Below are 17,749 nucleotides of genomic sequence, written 5' to 3'. Positions count from 1 at the left end.
TGTATTTGACAACTCTTTTGTTATTTCTCAGACCCGGCAAAGAAACCACCTTATTATTTGGGTGCATAGGTGAAATTTTTATCATGAGATTGTCCGTCTGCAATGACCACATTCTCGGCACTAGTTTCAATCTTTCCATTAATTTCGGCCTTATAGCTAATTGTTATTGGCCCCCCATAAAGGTTTGAAACATGTATCTGTAAGCCACCAAAATCAAATGGTTTAACCGTTTCAAACACATATGTTTTCGTGCTGCCTGTAAAGTTATTTAAATCGAGTAAAATGGAGTTCTGATTGCCTTGAACTGTCCCATTCATTTTCCATACCGGAGCATTGTATTGACTGGTATTGTGGTTTGCTGCCATAACACCAAAATCTACCTGGTCGGTTTGATCAGCCCCGCTGGCGGTTACCGTAATTTTCATTGCTATTTGACTTTGATCCCCAGGCTTTGGATCCTTATTTTTACTACAGCCAGCAACCAAAATACCCATTGCTACCACCAGAAAAAGACTAAAATTAATTTTGTTTGCTTTCATGTCATTCATATTATAGAGTTTATGATGTCAAAGTTATTGGAGCCGGATCATCCTGGCAATCCTTAGAAACAGGGGTTTTTATTCTCCTAAATTTAGGGGAGTAATTGTAATGGCTTTTCCACAATTTGACTGCTCAGTACAGATGGCATCTTCAATCCGGGCGCGCTTTGGATGAACCGTTCCTGAGCATACCTGCCTTTACGATGACCAGCAGCTCTTGTTTAAGATGGATGGGTTCTATAATTTCCCCGACATCAATAAATCGTAAAAACCACCTGACAAACGATGTCGGATGGGCGCTACAATTAAAATACATCAATACGCCTTCGCTATTTATGACTTCTTTAACATAACCAAAATTATCCCGTTCAAATGATAGAAAATGAGCATATTTCTTATCCACAAGCACTGCAATTTCTGTATAGTACGGAGAGTGACCGTGCTGCTTATTGAGTTCGCTTACCAGGGGGTGGTCTTTATGGAAATGTTTTTCCAGAACATCTAATTTTTGTATCCTGTCGAATCTGAAATTTCTGTAATCCCTTCTGGAGTGACAATAGGCCAAAAGATACCAATTGCCATTTTCATTGAAAACACCAACTGGCTCTATGGTCCTTAAATTGGGCACATCGTCTTTTGCATTTTTATACAAAATTCTGGTCAGCTTCTTGTCTACGGAACTTTTGAGTAAAGTATCCATAATGTCTGGAATATAATCTTTTTCATTTGGTTTCCTATTGATGAGGAGCTTATCCTGAAGTTGCAGGATTTCATTTTTCTGGTGACCTTGAAATGAGCCCTTGATTTTGGTCAGGACCCGTTCAAAATTTTTCCGGACGGATTCGGTTTCATGATGGAGCATAATTTTTTCTGCGATCATTACACTCCTGACTTCTGCTTGGGTAAGCCTGGCCGGAGGAAGCCTGAAACCATCAACTATTGAATAACCCGATCCAGAACTGTGCACTATTGGAACTCCTGCACGCTCGAGCAGACTAAGATCCCTGTATATGGTCCGTTTGGTAACCTGAAATTTTTCTGTCAGTTCCTGGATCGGTAAAGCAAACCTCGACTGAAGCAGAAAAAACAGATGAACTATCCGCTCAAATTTTTTTATGTTTTCCATATTTAGGGTTCTTGCTTCTGGTATTTCTTATCATGAATAATCTATTAGGAGCAAATTTAAGGTGGCCAGTGACAGCCCTATGTCATCACCATTTTTAATTTCCAATATATTATTGGGTTAGGTGCATTCAAAAAAAATCGGGATTTGAGGTGACAAACCCTTGTCACCAGGGCATTTTAAGTTTGTGGAAATAAATAACACTTAAATCAAAAAAATGGAAAAAAGATCGGTTGACCCCTGGAAATGGGGTGAATACACGAATTCAGCCCAGGCGGTTGAAGTTAAAAATGTAAATGGCACACTGTATTGCTCAGGGCAGGCTGCAATAGATGCAAATGGACAACCCAGTGCAGCAGATATGAAAACCCAACTGCTGCTTACGATTTATAACCTGGAGGAACTGATCCGCAGTGCCGGATATGAGTGCTCCGGTATTGTTCGTTTGAATATCTATACAACTTCTGTGCAAGATTTTTTTAGTACCTGCACAGAGGTGTATCAGGAATTTTTGCAGAAATATGGCATAAAACAAGCCACCAGTTTACTGGAGGTTAAAGGTCTGTTCGCAAGCCTTACCGTTGAGCTGGAAGCGACTGTGGTGAGGTGATCATGAAAAAAATTAAGATGTGTTTTGCAGTATTGTTGCAAAACACATCTTATCCTGTTGTCGATAATTTACAGAAATTATAGCTGGCAAACAGGCCCTATTTTAGCGTTCTTTACAATTCTATTGGATATTAAGTATGCCAACATTTTCTATGCTTTGTACCTGCTTATTCTTATCAAAAACACTTAAATTAAACTTGGTTTCGAATAAATAGTCAGGCTTTCTTTTTTGGTAAAACATAAGTTATAAGGGGTAGGCATTTTATTTAACCGTTTCACTTTTTAAGACCAATAGGCTACCGGGCGCGCCGCTTAACTTCAGGACCCCCTCTGTTTCTTTTTTTACTGTGAATCCTTTATTTGAGGCTATCGTATACGCTTTAAACGGCAGCTTTAAGCGTGTTGTATTTCTCTTTTCAGCCCGAATCTTTACCTCGGCAACTTTCCCTTCCACCTTTTTTGCACTGACCAAAAAGGCTCCCTCCGTTCTCAATTTTTCAAAAGAAATGTCCTTCCAACTCTCTGGAACGGCAGGCATAATTTCTATAAAACCTGCATAGCTTTGCAACAACATTTCCTGTAAACCAGCTGCAAAAGCAAAATTTCCCTCAAGCGTAAAAGGGCGGTATTGAAACTTGGACAATCCCGACTTAGTCTGGTCCCCATTTAAATGGAAACTATTAACAGAACAGAAAGCACGGGCAAAAATCTGTAAATCTTTTGCTGCACCGTTTCCATCTTTTGCTCTTGCTTTCATATTGGCCAACCAGGCATAGGAATAACCACACCAATAAGCTGGCCCAATACTGTCGAGTAGCCCAATTGTATTTTTAATAATAGATTGTGCCCTGGGACCATCCTCCCATTTAATTAAACCCAGTGGATGAATGGCCATCATATGAGAAAAGTGGCGGTGTGACTGCTGGTAAGCTAATGAAGGTGAAATCATCAACTCCTTGTTAGCTGTAAGCGAGTAATCGTCAAATTCCTTAAATATTGCCGACCAGTGTGCTGCCTCTTTTTTTAAACCGAGTTCCCCTGCCAGCTCAGCTGCTGTTTTAAAAGTAAATTTCATTAAGGCCAGGTCATAGTTTGTGTTTTGAGAGAACCATGCGCTAAGGTCATTGTCATTTATTTCCGGGCTTGAGCTTATTTTTAGCTTGCGGTGGCCTTGATCATCCCGCACTGTAATGTTCTCCAGAAATATGGCGGTTTGCTTTAGCCATGGGTAGGCTTTACTCTTCAAAAATGCTTTATCCATACTGTACCTCCATTGCAGGTAATAATGCTGGCCCAGCCAGGAAGATACGGTTGGAGAAAGGGAATACTGAATCCATCCACCCATTTCTGTTCCATTTAGCGTGGTCACACCCGGAACGGCTAGGCCATTATGGTTAAAATATATTTTGGTGTAACGAAGGTAGTTGGCTTTATTTTGCTCCAAATGATTGATGTATCCCAGAGCCTGGTCGAGGTGGTTACCGCTGTATGCGGGCCAATAACTGAGCTGCGTATTTAAGTCATGATGAAAATCTCCTTTCCAGGGAGGTAACCTGCCGTTATCAGCAGTCCACACCCCTTGCAAAGAAATTGGCGGGGCATCTTTTCTGGCCACTGATCCGAATTTATACTGCTCCAGGTACCATTGTTTTTCTAATAAATGATCTGGCACATGCAGCTCAGATTTGCCCCAAAAACCTTTCCACCATAAACTATGGCCACTAAAACTTTTGCTAAAGTTCCCTTTTATCGCATTCTGGGTAATCAAGGTGGCCTTTTGGGATTTGTCCTGACCGGGGTACTTTGAGAAAATGCTCCAAACACCTTCTATGGTCGTAGGCTTCGTCCTTTTCCAGCGGAGCACAATGTCGTAACTAAATCCATTCCAGCCCTCCTGGTGATAGGTTATACTGTTTGCGCTTTGTTTTATAGTTCCCTGAACGTAACCCAATCTAGAAAGGTCATCGCCTCCTACCGGATCACCCGAAACCTTTACCTCTCCCTGATATTTAGGTGCAATCAGCTGGGGTTTAAAATCCCCTTTCAGGTTTTCAAATTTAAACCAGCCAACCGGTTTTGTCGCATCAACAAAAGTTTTCATTTTAGTTCCATTTTCCCAGATGACTTCACATAAAGCATTTTTCAGGTATAAATGAACGGCGCTGACGCCGCCCCAATCTTTTGTGTCCATTTCCAAGGCCCCTCCGGGAATTTTGGAAGGTGCTGCTTGGTGGTCATAAGGGGCATCCAAAAACTCCTGTACGGGCTTATAATCCTTTTTCTGTACCTGATCTATTACCCATTGATAGCTAAACTCTTTACGATGCAGCCCCTTCATTGGACGCATGTCCCAAAGATCGGCCCTATCGAGCGAAAACCTTAAATGCGCTGCTTTCTGCCAAATTAAAGCCCCAAGCATTCCATTGCCCAAAGGAATGGCTTCATCCCATTGCGCTGCCAGTTTGCTAAACTGTAAATCGTGCCGGGGCAATTGCCCCAATACGCTCTTGCTTAATAAAACATAGGCAGCAATTGCAATGATCTTTTTCATAGAAGCAGTTTAAATGATGTGGTTCGGGCTAATCCTGATGGAGCCAGGCTTTATTTTACTAAGATTACTAATTTAATGTTATGATACAATGACATTATCGAAAACAGAATTACCAAAAGGATATGTCCTTGATGTAAACGACGATACACCCGTCCCAATCGTTAGAGTACTCACGTCTGAACACATGGAGGCAGCAATTGGCAGAGTGGTCTTTGTTGGCCATTTCGCTATCTATGACAGAATTGAAACAAACCTGCGTCATCGAAGAAACGGGCTTGCAAGTATTGTTATGAAAACGCTTGAAGCCCTAGCTATAAATCGTGGAATAAGAAAAGGAATACTTGTAGCAACCACAGAAGGCAAAGTATTATATGAAAAACTTGGATGGAGTGTATATACTCCATATATGACAGCAGTAATTCCTGAAATTAAGGACTGAAATCGTTTAAGTCAAAATCAAAAAAGCTGTTCTCCTAGTCGAAAAACGACGGAGGTCAATTCCTGTACATCCTAAACCAATCCATGCTAAAAGGTTCGATGTAGTACTCTATATTGATAAGGAGTTATTTGTTTGTGTTTTTTAAAGAGTTTAGACAAGTGGCTTTCGTCGTTAAAGTCCAGTTCAAAGGCAATTTCCTTTAATCGCATTGTACTGTGTTTTAATCGAATTTCTACTAGTTTTAGCCTATAATCTAAAATATAATCCTGAATAGATACGCCTGTTTGTTTTTTAAAATATTCCCCGATATAATTTTTGGCCATTTTAAACTCCATAGCCAATGCTTCAATAGAAAGTATTGATTTGTTTCCAATATTCTTTTGGATATAGGTAATGATTTTCATCACATCTTGTCCCTTTTTACCCTTCCCGGTCTCATCATAATCTGCCTGTATGAGATTACGCGCAACAAGATTTAATAAAATAGCAATACACTGTCTGGTAATCAGATAGTCCCGGGTGTGATTAACATGTTCCCGCTCAACTGTTTTCAATAACTGTTCCGCCAGTATTCCATCTTCTTTGACATAAAAAACACATCCGGTCTTTGTGTGATAATTATTTGTTATATAAGTGAGTTTATTGATGTTATCACACGTTTCAAGACGATCAGCCTCTAAGCGTATTTGCGTTACAAATGTTTGTGGACATTCTATAACCAGTAAATCGCTTGTATCCCCTTGAAATACGTACTTCATGTCAAAGGGAATCATAAATAACCTTCCTTTTTTAAAAGGTACTTGTTGTGAATCAAACCATGCAATTCCTTTGCCCTGGAGAACATAGACAATAGTCAACTCATTTTTTGACCGTATTACAAGTGACTCTTTATCCAGCGTAATTTGTTTGACTACAATAGGATCAATTCCATTTTTACCCATAAAGTGTACACAATAAAAACCTTTTAAAATACAATTTAATTTGTATCTACTCTATTTTCTTTGCAAAGAAATAAAAAAACAAATTCATGAACGAATATAAAAACAGATGGCTTATACTACGCTATTTGGTAATCGGTGCATTTTTATCCCCACTGGATTATTTTATTGTCAATATGGCTTTGCCAGCAATAAAATCCTCTTTTCAAGCTACAGAAAACCAACTTCAAATGGTAATTGCAATCTATGGCTTGACCTATGCTGCTCTTGTCGTTTGCAGTGGAAAATTAGGTGATATCTACGGCCGAAGAAAAATATTTACGCTGGGCTTGTGGATCTTTTTATTTTCTTCTTTAGCCTGCGCAGTTTCTCCTTCTATCAATGGGCTTATATTTTCCCGGTTTATACAAGGGATTGGTGCTTCTTTATTGGGCCCTCAGGTTTTAGCTTCAATCAAAATTTTATTTAATGATGCAGAAAGACCAAAAGCGCTCGGAATATTTGGTGCTGTATTTGGATTAGCGGCAATTATTGGTCAACTATTTGGGGGAATATTACTAGACTTAAACCTCTGGGGATTAAGTTGGGAACTTATATTTTTGGTCAATATCCCTGTAGCAGGTGTTTGTCTATATGGTATTTATGGCACAATGCCTAAAGAACCAGTACAAAAACAAAAACTTGATTACATAGGTGTACTCCTGATTATCAGTAGTCTTCTGTCCTTTATTACCCCACTTATCTACGGCAGAACCTTTAACTGGGCCTGGTGGATCTTTACAGTTATTCTATTCAGTTTTATCTTACTCGGTTTATTTGTTAAGTATGAACAAGATAGAGAAAAGCGCAACCAACCTGTATTGATTTCCTTGCGTTTGTTCAAAAACAAAACATTTGCTTACAACCTGCCGATTATCCTATTTTACAATTTCACCTCAGGTCTTTTTATATGCTACCCCTATTACCTGCAATCACATCTAACCTGGGGGGTACTCGCATCCGGGATTGCAATAGTACCATATGGAATCGGATTCTTTCTGGGCCCTTTACTTTTTGCCAGAGTACTTAAAAACAATTCTTTTTGGATCAAATCAGCACTGGGTTTACTATTCGTTTCTTTTATAGTATTGGGAGTATTATTCTATTGGTCAGAAAAGCCACATGCAATTACGCATATCTTATTTTTATTTGCGGGCCTCGGTCATGGATTAATAATGCCCGTGATGATGAAACAGAGTATTCAAACCATATCCCTCAATCAAGCTGGCCAGGCCTCCGGTATAGTCAGTACCATCATGCAAATAGGTGGTGTATTGGGAGGAGCCATAATAGGCACGATATTCTTTAGCCTCAGTGAAGTAATCGGTTATTCTTCCGCTTTTGCAATAGCTTTAGGAACCATTGGAATCGTTCAGCTAATGAGTATAGCTTTCTATAAAGTAATCCATAAAAAACAATTTAAGCCTATTATAATATGAAAACTCCAGACAGTTTAAACGTAACTATTGCAAAACAACAAGTAAAGGAATTTTGCAAAAATATTGAAATTTGGTTCAATGGCACTGCATCGGGCAAAGATACTTTATATCAGCGCATTTCAACCTCATTCGATTCGTCCTTTGCTATGATAACCGGAGATGGAAACGAAATCAATTATCAGACTTTTTTAACATGGTTAACATCTGTTTATGGCCAGTTCCCGACAAGAAAAATACAAGTAAGCGATTTAAAAGGTTATAGCACATCGCACCATGTCCTTGTTCAATTTACAGAAGCTCAATTTACAGATGATTTGATAACAAAGAGACAGTCATCTGCTGTATTTGTTATTCATCAGAAAAAAGCACTATGGTATCATCTGGTTGAACAATGGGCCGTTTAAAACTACTGGATCTCCAGTTGCCATAAATGTTGTAAGGTTTTTGTAAGAGTTTAAATAATTGTGGTTCGGGCTGATCCTCATGGGATCAGGTTTTATTTTACTAAGATTACTAATTTAATTTTTAAAGTATCCATTTTTGACAAAAATCTCTGATCGAGGAAATACTGCAACTCATCAACGGTAGCAATTATCTAACCATTCAATATGCATATGATGATGCTCCTGAACAGCCTAAAGAAGTCATAAAGGTCGTATTTGACAAAGAAAACTTAATTATAGGAATTCAACCTCTGGTATGGAAAGAAAAGGGCTAGTCAATTCCAAAATACTTGTATAAGACAACCTACCTTAAAAAAGCCACTTTTCTTAACGAAAAGTGGCTTTTTTAAGGTAGGTCCGAAGGCGTCTCCCGAACCATTTCCTATATAATTTATGCTTAATCAATGATTTGGTTAAATAGGTGTTACAACCTTATTATCTGATTTGATAAACCACTTTATGTGCCTCCCATAATGCAGGTACCTCTAGTTTACGAACCAATTTATCTAACACTCCCGCTGGCACCACATCCTCTCTATTTTTATTCTGGTTGTGCAAACTATGATATGGCACCTCGATATACACAATATTTATTTTTGCATTATAAGTTAGGAACAGATCGATCAACTGCATACGCATCTGACTGGTTGTATTCGTGGCATTCCACACAAAAGATTGTTGTTTTCTTAAGAAAACCCTTGCTCGTTCTTTTGCCTCCTGTATCACCCGTCCATTACCCGCTTTATCCGTTGGCAGTATCCTCCTTTCATTACGAATACCATCCAACGAAATGATTGGCCAATCATTATAATGCGCTTTAACATAACTATCCTTTCCTGCACCCGGCAAACCACACATCAGAATAACTTCTGCTCCCTGCGCTTCAAACGGAATATAATCCAGATAGGCATCCTCATTTTGCATATAGTACATTTGTGCCTGCTCTGATTCAAACCGTCTCGCATTACCCCAACATTGATTTTCTTTGCAGTACTCTTCAAAACAAGCGACGCGATACAACATCTCTTCCTGATCGTTGCAAATACGGCCTAACATATCGGCCTTTGCCAACAAGCACAGCCATTCCAAATTAACTTCCAAACTTGCTTTTACTAAAGCTTTTAAAGGGTTTGGTTTTTCGAATAACCAGATAGGCAAGCCATGATACCTGATTAAACCCACAATTTGTTCACGAATAGCAAAAGGTGCAGGTTCATTAAAGTACAGCAGCTGCCTGGCAAACTGCGCTCCTTTGCGCGCATGTCCATTTGAGGTAATGCTCCCATCAGTTTCATGAACTGTAGTGGTGTATTTCTCTACATCATGCAACAAAGCCGCAGCCCATAAAATCTCCTGATTTTGTGCCGATAGCTGCTGAAAAGCCGGTTCGTTTTGCAAAGCTTTCAATACCATTTGCGTATGTATTGCTACATCGCCCTCTGCATGATAACGAGGATCTTGTGGGACCTCTTTCATATGTCTCACCCAATCAAATCGACTTTCGAGATCAGCCCATTGTTTGTTTTCACTAATAGTCCACATAACCACCTCCTTCATTTATTAAGGATGCACGTTTCCACTTTCTTGTCCAATGATCATCTGTTTTAACATGCCCTTTACGCACATATTTAAATACATTTTGTGCAAAATCATCGACAGTGTACCCCTCAACATTTCTGGTAACAATCCCCTCCATGGTGGTTTCTGATTTGTCCTAAACATCGTAAGGGTCAAACGCACCTGGACCATTAACCAGCATTAGCATTTCCTTTTCAAACTGCGCTCTATTTTCCGGCTTCTGTTCAATTTTAACAACAGGAACTGTAGCCAAATCAAGTAGATTAGCATAAAACTGGGTTTCTTCCCAGCTTAACCAACGATCATGTTCCCGAATTCCGAACACATAAAAATGATGTTCTAAATTACGATATTCTATTGAGTGGACTGCGTACAGGTTTTCCATAAAGAACTCCAGGTCGCCAAGGTCGTATTTAACGAGTTTCCAAAACCGTCTTAGACTCTCTGTCCAGGGTGATGTAGTCGGAGCTGCATGTGAGCGGGCAAATACACCATGCTTGGACAAACAGTTATTCTCTCCATCTAGTTTTTCTGTATGTATCAGCGTCTGTATTTCTTGTAAATATTTCCAATAGTCGTACTGAATCCTATCATCACTTGTTGTTCCAGGCGAAAACGGATAATGAAAAGTACGACCATATTTTTGTGAAATAGCCATATTGTAATAAGTAAAATTAAAAAAATAGTAATTACTCCCTTCCCGACTGGGAAAGGTCATTTAACAGTGTATGCGAAATGATATTACATGACTCAAGACTTAAACAGTTGATGTATTTGCAAAAGTAACAAAAGATTTGGTTTTTCTTTTCAAAGGATACTTTTTAACGACTTCTTTAGTATTGCCCTTAGTGGACTAGAATCAGCGATCAAGAGATTTATAACACACTAATGATTGACTTCATTTCAAAAATATGACAAAAAAATCTGCATTAGAGTAAAAAACCAATGCAGATAAGATAGTCCTTTTTGAGATTGAATTTTATTTTTTATAAATCGGGCATCTTTTTAACAAATAGCTAATGGAATCCATCCAGGCATCTTTAGTTTTAAAAACCGGCGAACGGGTTTCTGTGTATATTTTCGATGTATTTTTATAAAAATCGAAATATACATTGTAATCATATAAGCTGCTCGTTGTCGAGTTTGCACTTGAAAAATCAGTACCTTTTATTTTATGATCTTCAACTTTAGCATTTGTAGAACCAAAACCGGTTGATGTTTGCATGGTTTTTAAACTGTAAGAAACTTTCGCTGCTAAAATATTATCAACACCTAAAATTCTTTGCAAATCTTCAATTGGGGTTTCATCTATATTTTTATAATCGATTCCTGCTTTTCTTAATAAGCTGTTAGTTGTTCTGACATCTTGCACGACTAATGGAAATATGTTGGTCAGCTTTGCAACCAGTTTATTGTATATATCACTTTGTGCAAATTTCGCCATTTCTTCAGAGCTAGACAGGTTTTCTGAATTTACAAATGGAGCTGGCAACACCGCAATGGTATTTGGTTTAAGAATCTGTACTTCGGGCGACGCGCTCTTTGAAACCGATTCCGCAATTGGTTTTGGTGACGGAGCCTCAGCAGGGGCACTATTAAAATTTTGCTTTCTGCCATTTGCAAACTCAATACGAACAATTTGAGAGACATCTAAACTATTGACTAACGTCTCTCCAGAAAAAACATATTCTATACTTTTATCTGAGATTTTTGATACGGTTGCCTCAATTACCGAATGATCTTTTTTAATTATTTTATCAATTTTTTTAGTTTGCGCGCATACACTAACAGTAGATATGGCAAACAATAATGCTAACATTTTTTTCATTTCAATACGAATTTAACACACCCGAATAATTGGTTTTATTTTTTCGGTGATGCAAAAGTATCCTTAACCAAAAGGTCTTGAACTTAATTTTTAGTGAAGTAGCAAAAACAAAGGGTGAAATGTTAATTTCTATTATTGAATTGAATATCTGCATGTTTTGGCTGCGAACATTTCAGATATTAAGCAGATGCAGGTAGTGAAGTATCTTGCAAAAGAGGCTTTTCTTTTGGTTGAGGTATTTCGATTTAATGAAGTGGAATTTCAGTAAAAAGAACTAACGGCTTAACAATTTTGTGTACACCACTTCCTTAAGCAAATCCTCCCGGCGCGTCCGGGAAATTGGCAGTTCCTGGCCATTGATAAAAACACGGCCGCCTGAAACAGAATCAATATGCGCAATATTGATCAGGAAAGATTTATGGATCCTGAAGAAATTATCCCCGGGCAAAGTTTCCTCCAGGGATATCATCGTCTGGTGGATCACCAGTTCCCGGTCTTTAAAATGCAGCTTGGCATAATTCTGCATTCCCTCTATATACAATATATCTACCCAGGAGATTTTCAGAAAACAATCCCCTTGCCGAACATATAAAAATGTATCTATGGGCCTAGGGTTTTTAGGCGTTAAACTCATCAGGTAAAATTGTCTGGCCTTTAAAGCAGCCTGATAAAAACGTTTAAAGGTGATCGGTTTAAGCAGATAATCTACAATCTGCAAGCGGTAACCCTCCATCGCATGCTCAGAATAAGCTGTTGTTAAAATCGTTAAAGGCGGATGTTCAAGGGATTCCAGAAACTCAAGTCCTGAAAGATAAGGCATATTAATATCCAGAAAAAGCAGGTCAATATTACCTTTTTGAATATATTCAGAGGCCTCCATAGCTGTAGAACAAGTACCAGCAACTTGTAAAAAATCCAGTTTAGCTATAAAATCGATAATTCCCTCTCTGGCCAAAGGCTCATCGTCAATGACCAGACACTGCATTGGAGATTCATTAGATACTGGGTTTGGATTAAGGCTCATCAGACTAAATATTAGATTTTAATTGCAAAGTTAAGGCAATCCGGAACAGATTAGCTGTTTTTTCTATGACCAGTTCATGGCGATCCGCATACAAAATATCAAGTCTTTTACGGACATTCTCCAGACCTAAACCATGACCGTTATTTTTACGTGGCTGCTGCGCAGAACTGGAATTTTCAACAACAAAGAAAAGCGTACTGTTCTCTTCTTTTAAAACCAGGTTCACAAAACCCTTTTCAGAAGGCAAACGGGAAACATGCTTAAACGCATTTTCTACAAACGGAACAAGTAAAAGAGGGACAATAGCCCTCTTTCCATCATCCATATTCCAGATACAATCTACGTTCAATTCTTCTCCCCAGCGAATCTTTTCAACCGCTACCAAGTCCTTAAGGTATTTGACTTCCCGTTCCAGCAAGACAAATTCATGGTTACACTCATACAATTGATAGCGGAGGATATCTGAAAACTTCACCAGCAATACAGAAGCCAGTTCCACGTTTTTCTGCATCAGAATATGGATATGGTTCAGCACATTAAACATCAGGTGCGGATTGATCTGATCCTGCAATATCCTGAGCTGTGCTTCCAGGTGCGCCTGCTGTAGCCTCGCATGATTCTTTTCTATCCGGTTGTGCTCATGATAAAAACGGAAACCACAAGCCGTCCCATTGATCAGCAGGACAGATGGGATCGAACTATAAAACCTGGCTCTCCAGGTCCCAAAACTGGACAGCTTCAAAGGGTTATCCACTAAGGTTCCATGTGTAAACATCCTATAAAACAAGACCTCGATTAACCCCATGAGAAAGGCCTGGAGCAAAACCATTCCAATGGCCTGCAAGGCAAATACCTTCATTGTTTTCCGGGCCAGAGCTCTGGGCAGCCAGACATCACTAAGCAGGTGGGCTGTAGGAAAAACCATAGCTAGAATCGCTATCGCCTGACCAAGAGCCGTCCACAATGAAAATTCACGGCAGATCTGTCCCCAGAGTGTCAGAACAAGGATCAGCCAAAAAACACTGATAAAAATTCGGTGGGTACCGCCAAGGATTTGTTTCATCAAAATAAAATTAGAAAGATTTTTTAGAAGATCATGAAACCTACACTGACCTGGAACGAACTTGGACGCGATTTGAACTGACTGCTCAGGTTACTCAAACTGCCTTCATAACGCAGGTCCAGGGTTAGACGGCGCAAATCAACACCTACGCCCACCTGATAGCCAATATTTGATTTGTCAAACGCATTGAAAGATGTCTTAACTTCGCCAAGCAGTGAAGCATGGTCATTCAATACATAAGAATAAACACCGCCACCATATGCCCGGAGACTGGTCCGGTCAGTTTTCAAAATCTTATAGCCCAGCGACACCGGCGCCTCTATACTGTTCCAGCTCGCTTTCGCTCTACCAAGACTGCCAGCATCAAGTTCCGCGGTTTTTCTCGAGTACAACAATTCCCCCTGAACATACAATCTGGCAATATCCACACGGGCAAAAGCCCCCGCAGAAAAGCCCGGTGCATACTTAGAGGTCAATCCCTCTGAAGAAAACGAAAGGCTGGAGAAATTTCCCGCTGCCTTTAACCCGATATGGATAGGACTGGAATTTTGGGCATTTGCAGGGATGCTGAACAAAGCAATGGCCATCAAAGGCAATAAAAGCAGTTTTTTTTTCTTAAATCGTGTTTTCATTTTATAAAATTTTCCTCAAAGGAGGAGCATTTCACACAGTTATTGAAAACTCTTTGACCAAGGGCAGCCCAGCAAGGACACCTGGTTCATCTGGCGGGCTGTCCGGTATCTGCCTACGGGACACCTGTCTCTTTTTTGCTTGTATACATATCTGGAAAAACAATCTCCATGCCCGTCATCATAGCCATATCCGCTATATTAAAAACCCAGGTTCGGAATGAGCTGAATTTTGCCATATGGACCTTACTGATTTTTATGAACTGTATTCACAGCAGTTCGTCAAAGCGATAGGACCAATAGTCAAATTTATAAAACAGGAACTGATTTTAAGCTTTTTTTTGTGGCCATATTCATGATTTACAAACCATTAATCATCCATCTTAAAAAAATGAAAATTATGCTAAAAAAAAGAACAGCCCAATCCTATTTGTTTTTTGCACTGTCCGTTAGCCTGTTCCTATCCTGTAAACCTGGACCTATTGCCGGTCCTGGAGAGGATAACTCCAGTTTACCCACAAACCCATCAGTGGAACCTAAAGCAGAACAGCTTACAGGAATTAAAGAAGAAGGCGAAGGAGGTCTTACAAAGATCACCTATGGTGCCAATAAAAACCCCTTACAAGTCATTATGACAACAACACGTGGAGAATTGGTACAAAGGGATTCCTGTATTTATAACGTTCAAGGGAAACTATTGAAAGTCATCACTTATGGGCAGCCTTTACCAAATGGAAAATCGCTTCAAATCCGTACTTCAGTATTTGAACTGGACAGCCGGGGAAATATCGCACGCAAGGTGGTCACAACACCTTCTGTCAGCGGTGCTTTAAGCACAACGGTTTACGGATATGATTCCCAAAACAAAGTGATCCGTATGGCGACTTTGCTGAAAGGTGAAAAAGATAGTCTGATCGCCAAATTCGATTATAGCAATGATAGGAATGTTAGACAGGTTACAGGGTTTTCCGGAAAGGATATCCTTTACAAGCTCAAAGTATCTGGTTATGACGGGCATCCTTCCTACTCTACCAATCCATTATTGCCATACCTGATTTTGTCTGGCCAGGGAGAGGAATTCAGCGAACAGAATGCATTGGAGAAGATATCGGTTACTTATGTAAATATCAATTCAAAAAAAGATTCCATTGTGACGCTTACCAAAAATAGCTACCAATATAATATGGTTAATCTGCCAGTGAAACAGGTCGCTTCGAGTGCAACCACCAGCAATGGAAATACGGCAAACACCACCCTGACCACCTCATTCAGTTATGGAAAATAAGAGCTGTATAGCTGAGAGAAGGGGTACAAGTCTAATAAGGGTGTAGGAAAGTGCCCCTTGCGCCCCGTCTTCTAAATGGCTGAATAATTTAATTTGCGAAGCGATTGATTATTCAGCCATTTACTTTTATCATTCACGTTAAATATAGGAAATGATTGGGTTCAAAATATTTCCTCCATTTAGTATAAAATACACAATACTTTACTAAATAAGTCCCATAGCTTCACCTATAATAGGCAAACACCTTTGCAGTAACAGTAGCCAAAAATGATTGTTTGCCCGAACTTTTACTTAACATTTTTCCCTGAAGTTCAACAAAAAACTCTTATTGAACCTGACTGCTGAACGACTGCCTAATTCAGTGATGGAGGCTAAAAATCTGCGTTTTGAAATGAAAAAGCTGTTTCTTGAATCAAGAAACAGCTTTTTCACTCTGTGGCCCCAACTGGGCGTTTCTCGAACCATTTTTTGTGTGATTTAAGTTTAATCACAGATTTGAGTAAAAAAATGAATTATATAGCTAACCACTAAATTTAATGAAAAAATGGAATTAGTAATAAGGTGTCTCTTTATCTGATCTACTCAACAATACATAAAGTTATACCCGATAAGGTATAAAAAATCCATCTACATATAAAATATACCCCATCGGGTACTATTTAAATTATTTTCACTAAATTAGTACCCAAAAGGGTATAAAATGACACCAATTATAACATTTATCAAAGAAAAAAGAAAAGCGTTAAAGCTTTCCCAAGCTGATCTTGCATTTAAATCTGGTGTGGGTCTCCGCTTTGTTCGCGAACTGGAACGAGGTAAAGCTACTCTTCGATTAGATAAAGTTAATCAGGTGCTGGCTCTTTTTGGTAAACAAGTAGGGATTACTGACCTTGATCACATAGAAGAGGAGGAAAACTAACAATGAACAGAGCAAAGGTATATTATGATAAAACTCTGGCAGGTTATCTTGAAAAAACAGATTTTGGTTATCGGTTTTCATACGACAGTACCTACCTTAAACAGTCAGAAGCTAAGCCAATAAGTCTTACCTTACCCATTTCTAATTATCCTTATAACAGTAATATTCTATTCCCCTTTTTTGATGGACTGATCCCGGAGGGGTGGCTTCTAAATATTGCAAAAGAATATTGGAATTTTAAAAGCAATGATCGTTTTGAACTATTGGCTACACTATGCAGGGATACTATTGGCGCTGTAACGGTTATCGGAGAGGAGGTTGGAAGTGAATAAATGTCCATTTTGTTACCAATCAGTTGATAAAGGAACATTCCATAGCAAATGTTGTAAAAAAATGTTTGGAATAACTGAACTACCTGTATTGACTTTAAATAAAGACCTCTTTAATGATCTTGCAAAAACAACAGTTAACAATAGAATTTCAGTAACTGGCGTGCAACCGAAGCTTTCGGTTGAACTTGAAGATGTGAAAGGAGCTGAAAAACGGCTTACTATTGTTGGACTATGGGGGAATTACATCTTAAAGCCACAGAATATCCACTATGAACAAATGCCAGAAGCAGAAGACCTGACTATGCACCTGGCAGCAATATTTAAACTGAATACCTGTCAGCACTGCTTGCTTAAAGCTTCTGATGGCCAGATGGTATATATTGCTAAAAGATTTGATAGAGAGAAAAGGCAAAAAATACATATGGAGGATTTTTGTCAGATTGGAGAATTCCAGACAGAACAGAAATATAACAGTTCATACGAACGCTGCGGAAAACTGATAACTAAGTATTGTACAAACTCTGGCTTGGATTTGGTTAACTATTTCGAGCTTTTGGTATTCTCTTTCCTGTCTGGGAATAATGATATGCATATGAAGAATTTTTCCGTACTCCATCGAGAAGGTCAAATCCTTCTTTCTCCAGCTTATGACCTAATCAATAGTAACTTGATTAATCCAAAGGATAAGGAGGATGTTGCGCTTAGCTTGAATGGTAAAAAGAAGAAGCTCGTTAAGAAAGATTTTGAAATGTTAGCCAGTGTCTTAAAGATTTCGGACAAAACGCTTAAGAGGATATTGGATAAGTATTACAAAAATACAGATAAGGTATTCAAATTAATAGATCAGTCATTTCTGAGCAATGAATATAAAACGGATTATAAAAATATTTGGACTGAAAAACTCAATCGGTTAAAGTAAGTTTACTGGCTGATTTAACTAAAAAATCACTTAGGTTATTAATAAATAATTT

19 protein-coding genes are annotated in these 17,749 nt (G+C 38.8%); 8 read left to right on the top strand and 11 right to left on the bottom strand.

What is annotated here, in order from left to right; all coding sequences use genetic code 11:
* Positions 1-53: 53 nt before the first annotated feature.
* Both B0O44_RS08910 and B0O44_RS08905 read right to left on the bottom strand, forming a co-directional pair.
* Entirely contained in the window at positions 54-539 is a 486-nt protein-coding gene (locus tag B0O44_RS08910) for a hypothetical protein (protein WP_146229790.1), read from the bottom strand.
* A gap of 151 nt (positions 540-690) precedes the next feature.
* Positions 691-1,665 carry a helix-turn-helix transcriptional regulator gene (locus tag B0O44_RS08905; protein ID WP_110829430.1) on the bottom strand — a complete coding sequence of 325 codons (975 nt, stop codon included), beginning with the start codon at positions 1,663-1,665 and terminating at the stop codon, positions 691-693.
* A gap of 214 nt (positions 1,666-1,879) precedes the next feature.
* Between B0O44_RS08905 and B0O44_RS08900 the strand changes: the two genes are divergently transcribed.
* Positions 1,880-2,272 (top strand): RidA family protein, encoded by a 393-nt coding sequence (locus B0O44_RS08900; protein ID WP_110829427.1) that lies wholly within the window; start codon positions 1,880-1,882, stop codon positions 2,270-2,272.
* 261 nt (positions 2,273-2,533) lie between these two features.
* Here B0O44_RS08900 and B0O44_RS08895 read toward each other — a convergent pair whose 3' ends face one another.
* Complete coding sequence (locus tag B0O44_RS08895; protein WP_110829424.1) at positions 2,534-4,822, bottom strand: glycosyl hydrolase family 95 catalytic domain-containing protein; 2,289 nt, start codon at positions 4,820-4,822, stop codon at positions 2,534-2,536.
* Positions 4,823-4,910: 88 nt separating this feature from the next.
* On the opposite strand from B0O44_RS08895, the gene B0O44_RS08890 reads away from it, so the two are divergent.
* Positions 4,911-5,261 (top strand): GNAT family N-acetyltransferase, encoded by a 351-nt coding sequence (locus B0O44_RS08890; protein WP_110829422.1) that lies wholly within the window; start codon positions 4,911-4,913, stop codon positions 5,259-5,261.
* A gap of 86 nt (positions 5,262-5,347) precedes the next feature.
* Here the strand turns inward: B0O44_RS08890 and B0O44_RS08885 are convergent, their stop codons facing one another.
* On the bottom strand, positions 5,348-6,202 hold the full coding sequence (locus tag B0O44_RS08885) for an AraC family transcriptional regulator (RefSeq protein ID WP_110829420.1): 855 nt from the start codon (positions 6,200-6,202) through the stop codon (positions 5,348-5,350).
* 86 nt (positions 6,203-6,288) lie between these two features.
* Between B0O44_RS08885 and B0O44_RS08880 the strand changes: the two genes are divergently transcribed.
* Positions 6,289-7,677, top strand: coding sequence for an MFS transporter (locus tag B0O44_RS08880; protein WP_110829418.1), 1,389 nt, complete (start codon positions 6,289-6,291; stop codon positions 7,675-7,677).
* The gene (locus B0O44_RS08875; protein ID WP_110829416.1) at positions 7,674-8,081 is read left to right on the top strand and encodes a hypothetical protein; all 408 of its coding nucleotides are present in this window, start codon (positions 7,674-7,676) and stop codon (positions 8,079-8,081) included. Before B0O44_RS08880 ends, B0O44_RS08875 begins: the two co-directional genes overlap by 4 nt.
* 474 nt (positions 8,082-8,555) lie before the next feature.
* Here the strand turns inward: B0O44_RS08875 and B0O44_RS08870 are convergent, their stop codons facing one another.
* The 7 genes from B0O44_RS08870 to B0O44_RS08845 all read right to left on the bottom strand — a co-directional run bounded on the left by B0O44_RS08870 (position 8,556) and on the right by B0O44_RS08845 (position 14,245).
* Positions 8,556-9,677, bottom strand: a complete 1,122-nt coding sequence (locus tag B0O44_RS08870) for an AAA family ATPase (protein WP_245943631.1) — start codon at positions 9,675-9,677, stop codon at positions 8,556-8,558.
* Positions 9,649-9,816, bottom strand: a complete 168-nt coding sequence (locus B0O44_RS25200; RefSeq protein ID WP_245943630.1) for a hypothetical protein — start codon at positions 9,814-9,816, stop codon at positions 9,649-9,651. The genes B0O44_RS08870 and B0O44_RS25200 overlap by 29 nt, the downstream gene beginning before the upstream one ends.
* Positions 9,817-9,834: 18 nt before the next feature.
* The gene (locus B0O44_RS08865) at positions 9,835-10,356 is read right to left on the bottom strand and encodes an RNA ligase family protein (RefSeq protein WP_245943629.1); all 522 of its coding nucleotides are present in this window, start codon (positions 10,354-10,356) and stop codon (positions 9,835-9,837) included.
* 321 nt (positions 10,357-10,677) lie between these two features.
* Positions 10,678-11,526: a hypothetical protein gene (locus B0O44_RS08860; protein WP_211321346.1), complete on the bottom strand. Its 849-nt coding sequence runs from the start codon at positions 11,524-11,526 to the stop codon at positions 10,678-10,680.
* Between the two features lie 274 nt (positions 11,527-11,800).
* Complete coding sequence (locus B0O44_RS08855) at positions 11,801-12,550, bottom strand: LytR/AlgR family response regulator transcription factor (RefSeq protein WP_211321345.1); 750 nt, start codon at positions 12,548-12,550, stop codon at positions 11,801-11,803.
* 4 nt (positions 12,551-12,554) lie between these two features.
* Positions 12,555-13,613, bottom strand: coding sequence for a sensor histidine kinase (locus tag B0O44_RS08850; protein ID WP_110829411.1), 1,059 nt, complete (start codon positions 13,611-13,613; stop codon positions 12,555-12,557).
* A gap of 23 nt (positions 13,614-13,636) precedes the next feature.
* Positions 13,637-14,245 (bottom strand): porin family protein, encoded by a 609-nt coding sequence (locus B0O44_RS08845; protein WP_110829409.1) that lies wholly within the window; start codon positions 14,243-14,245, stop codon positions 13,637-13,639.
* Between the two features lie 397 nt (positions 14,246-14,642).
* Between B0O44_RS08845 and B0O44_RS08840 the strand changes: the two genes are divergently transcribed.
* From B0O44_RS08840 to B0O44_RS08825, 4 genes are all read left to right on the top strand, one after another.
* On the top strand, positions 14,643-15,527 hold the full coding sequence (locus tag B0O44_RS08840) for a hypothetical protein (protein WP_146229789.1): 885 nt from the start codon (positions 14,643-14,645) through the stop codon (positions 15,525-15,527).
* 700 nt (positions 15,528-16,227) lie between these two features.
* Positions 16,228-16,446 carry a helix-turn-helix transcriptional regulator gene (locus B0O44_RS08835; protein WP_110829404.1) on the top strand — a complete coding sequence of 73 codons (219 nt, stop codon included), beginning with the start codon at positions 16,228-16,230 and terminating at the stop codon, positions 16,444-16,446.
* Between the two features lie 2 nt (positions 16,447-16,448).
* The gene (locus tag B0O44_RS08830; protein ID WP_110829402.1) at positions 16,449-16,778 is read left to right on the top strand and encodes a HipA N-terminal domain-containing protein; all 330 of its coding nucleotides are present in this window, start codon (positions 16,449-16,451) and stop codon (positions 16,776-16,778) included.
* A 61-nt stretch (positions 16,779-16,839) separates the two neighbouring features.
* Positions 16,840-17,697: a HipA domain-containing protein gene (locus B0O44_RS08825; RefSeq protein ID WP_245943628.1), complete on the top strand. Its 858-nt coding sequence runs from the start codon at positions 16,840-16,842 to the stop codon at positions 17,695-17,697.
* Positions 17,698-17,749 lie beyond the last annotated feature (52 nt).

This window comes from Pedobacter nutrimenti (assembly GCF_003208655.1).
Classification (GTDB): domain Bacteria; phylum Bacteroidota; class Bacteroidia; order Sphingobacteriales; family Sphingobacteriaceae; genus Pedobacter; species Pedobacter nutrimenti.
The sequence above is the reverse complement of the archived record's forward strand: the minus strand, read 5'-3'. Positions and strand labels throughout refer to the sequence as shown.

Coding starts and splice junctions, on each gene's coding strand:
- B0O44_RS08910 (WP_146229790.1), bottom strand. CDS start 539: ATGAAAGCAAACAAAATTAATTTTAGTCTTTTTCTGGTGGTAGCAATG.
- B0O44_RS08905 (WP_110829430.1), bottom strand. CDS start 1,665: ATGGAAAACATAAAAAAATTTGAGCGGATAGTTCATCTGTTTTTTCTG.
- B0O44_RS08900 (WP_110829427.1), top strand. CDS start 1,880: ATGGAAAAAAGATCGGTTGACCCCTGGAAATGGGGTGAATACACGAAT.
- B0O44_RS08895 (WP_110829424.1), bottom strand. CDS start 4,822: ATGAAAAAGATCATTGCAATTGCTGCCTATGTTTTATTAAGCAAGAGC.
- B0O44_RS08890 (WP_110829422.1), top strand. CDS start 4,911: ATGACATTATCGAAAACAGAATTACCAAAAGGATATGTCCTTGATGTA.
- B0O44_RS08885 (WP_110829420.1), bottom strand. CDS start 6,202: ATGGGTAAAAATGGAATTGATCCTATTGTAGTCAAACAAATTACGCTG.
- B0O44_RS08880 (WP_110829418.1), top strand. CDS start 6,289: ATGAACGAATATAAAAACAGATGGCTTATACTACGCTATTTGGTAATC.
- B0O44_RS08875 (WP_110829416.1), top strand. CDS start 7,674: ATGAAAACTCCAGACAGTTTAAACGTAACTATTGCAAAACAACAAGTA.
- B0O44_RS08870 (WP_245943631.1), bottom strand. CDS start 9,677: ATGAAGGAGGTGGTTATGTGGACTATTAGTGAAAACAAACAATGGGCT.
- B0O44_RS25200 (WP_245943630.1), bottom strand. CDS start 9,816: ATGGAGGGGATTGTTACCAGAAATGTTGAGGGGTACACTGTCGATGAT.
- B0O44_RS08865 (WP_245943629.1), bottom strand. CDS start 10,356: ATGGCTATTTCACAAAAATATGGTCGTACTTTTCATTATCCGTTTTCG.
- B0O44_RS08860 (WP_211321346.1), bottom strand. CDS start 11,526: ATGAAAAAAATGTTAGCATTATTGTTTGCCATATCTACTGTTAGTGTA.
- B0O44_RS08855 (WP_211321345.1), bottom strand. CDS start 12,550: ATGAGCCTTAATCCAAACCCAGTATCTAATGAATCTCCAATGCAGTGT.
- B0O44_RS08850 (WP_110829411.1), bottom strand. CDS start 13,613: ATGAAACAAATCCTTGGCGGTACCCACCGAATTTTTATCAGTGTTTTT.
- B0O44_RS08845 (WP_110829409.1), bottom strand. CDS start 14,245: ATGAAAACACGATTTAAGAAAAAAAAACTGCTTTTATTGCCTTTGATG.
- B0O44_RS08840 (WP_146229789.1), top strand. CDS start 14,643: ATGCTAAAAAAAAGAACAGCCCAATCCTATTTGTTTTTTGCACTGTCC.
- B0O44_RS08835 (WP_110829404.1), top strand. CDS start 16,228: ATGACACCAATTATAACATTTATCAAAGAAAAAAGAAAAGCGTTAAAG.
- B0O44_RS08830 (WP_110829402.1), top strand. CDS start 16,449: ATGAACAGAGCAAAGGTATATTATGATAAAACTCTGGCAGGTTATCTT.
- B0O44_RS08825 (WP_245943628.1), top strand. CDS start 16,840: ATGTTTGGAATAACTGAACTACCTGTATTGACTTTAAATAAAGACCTC.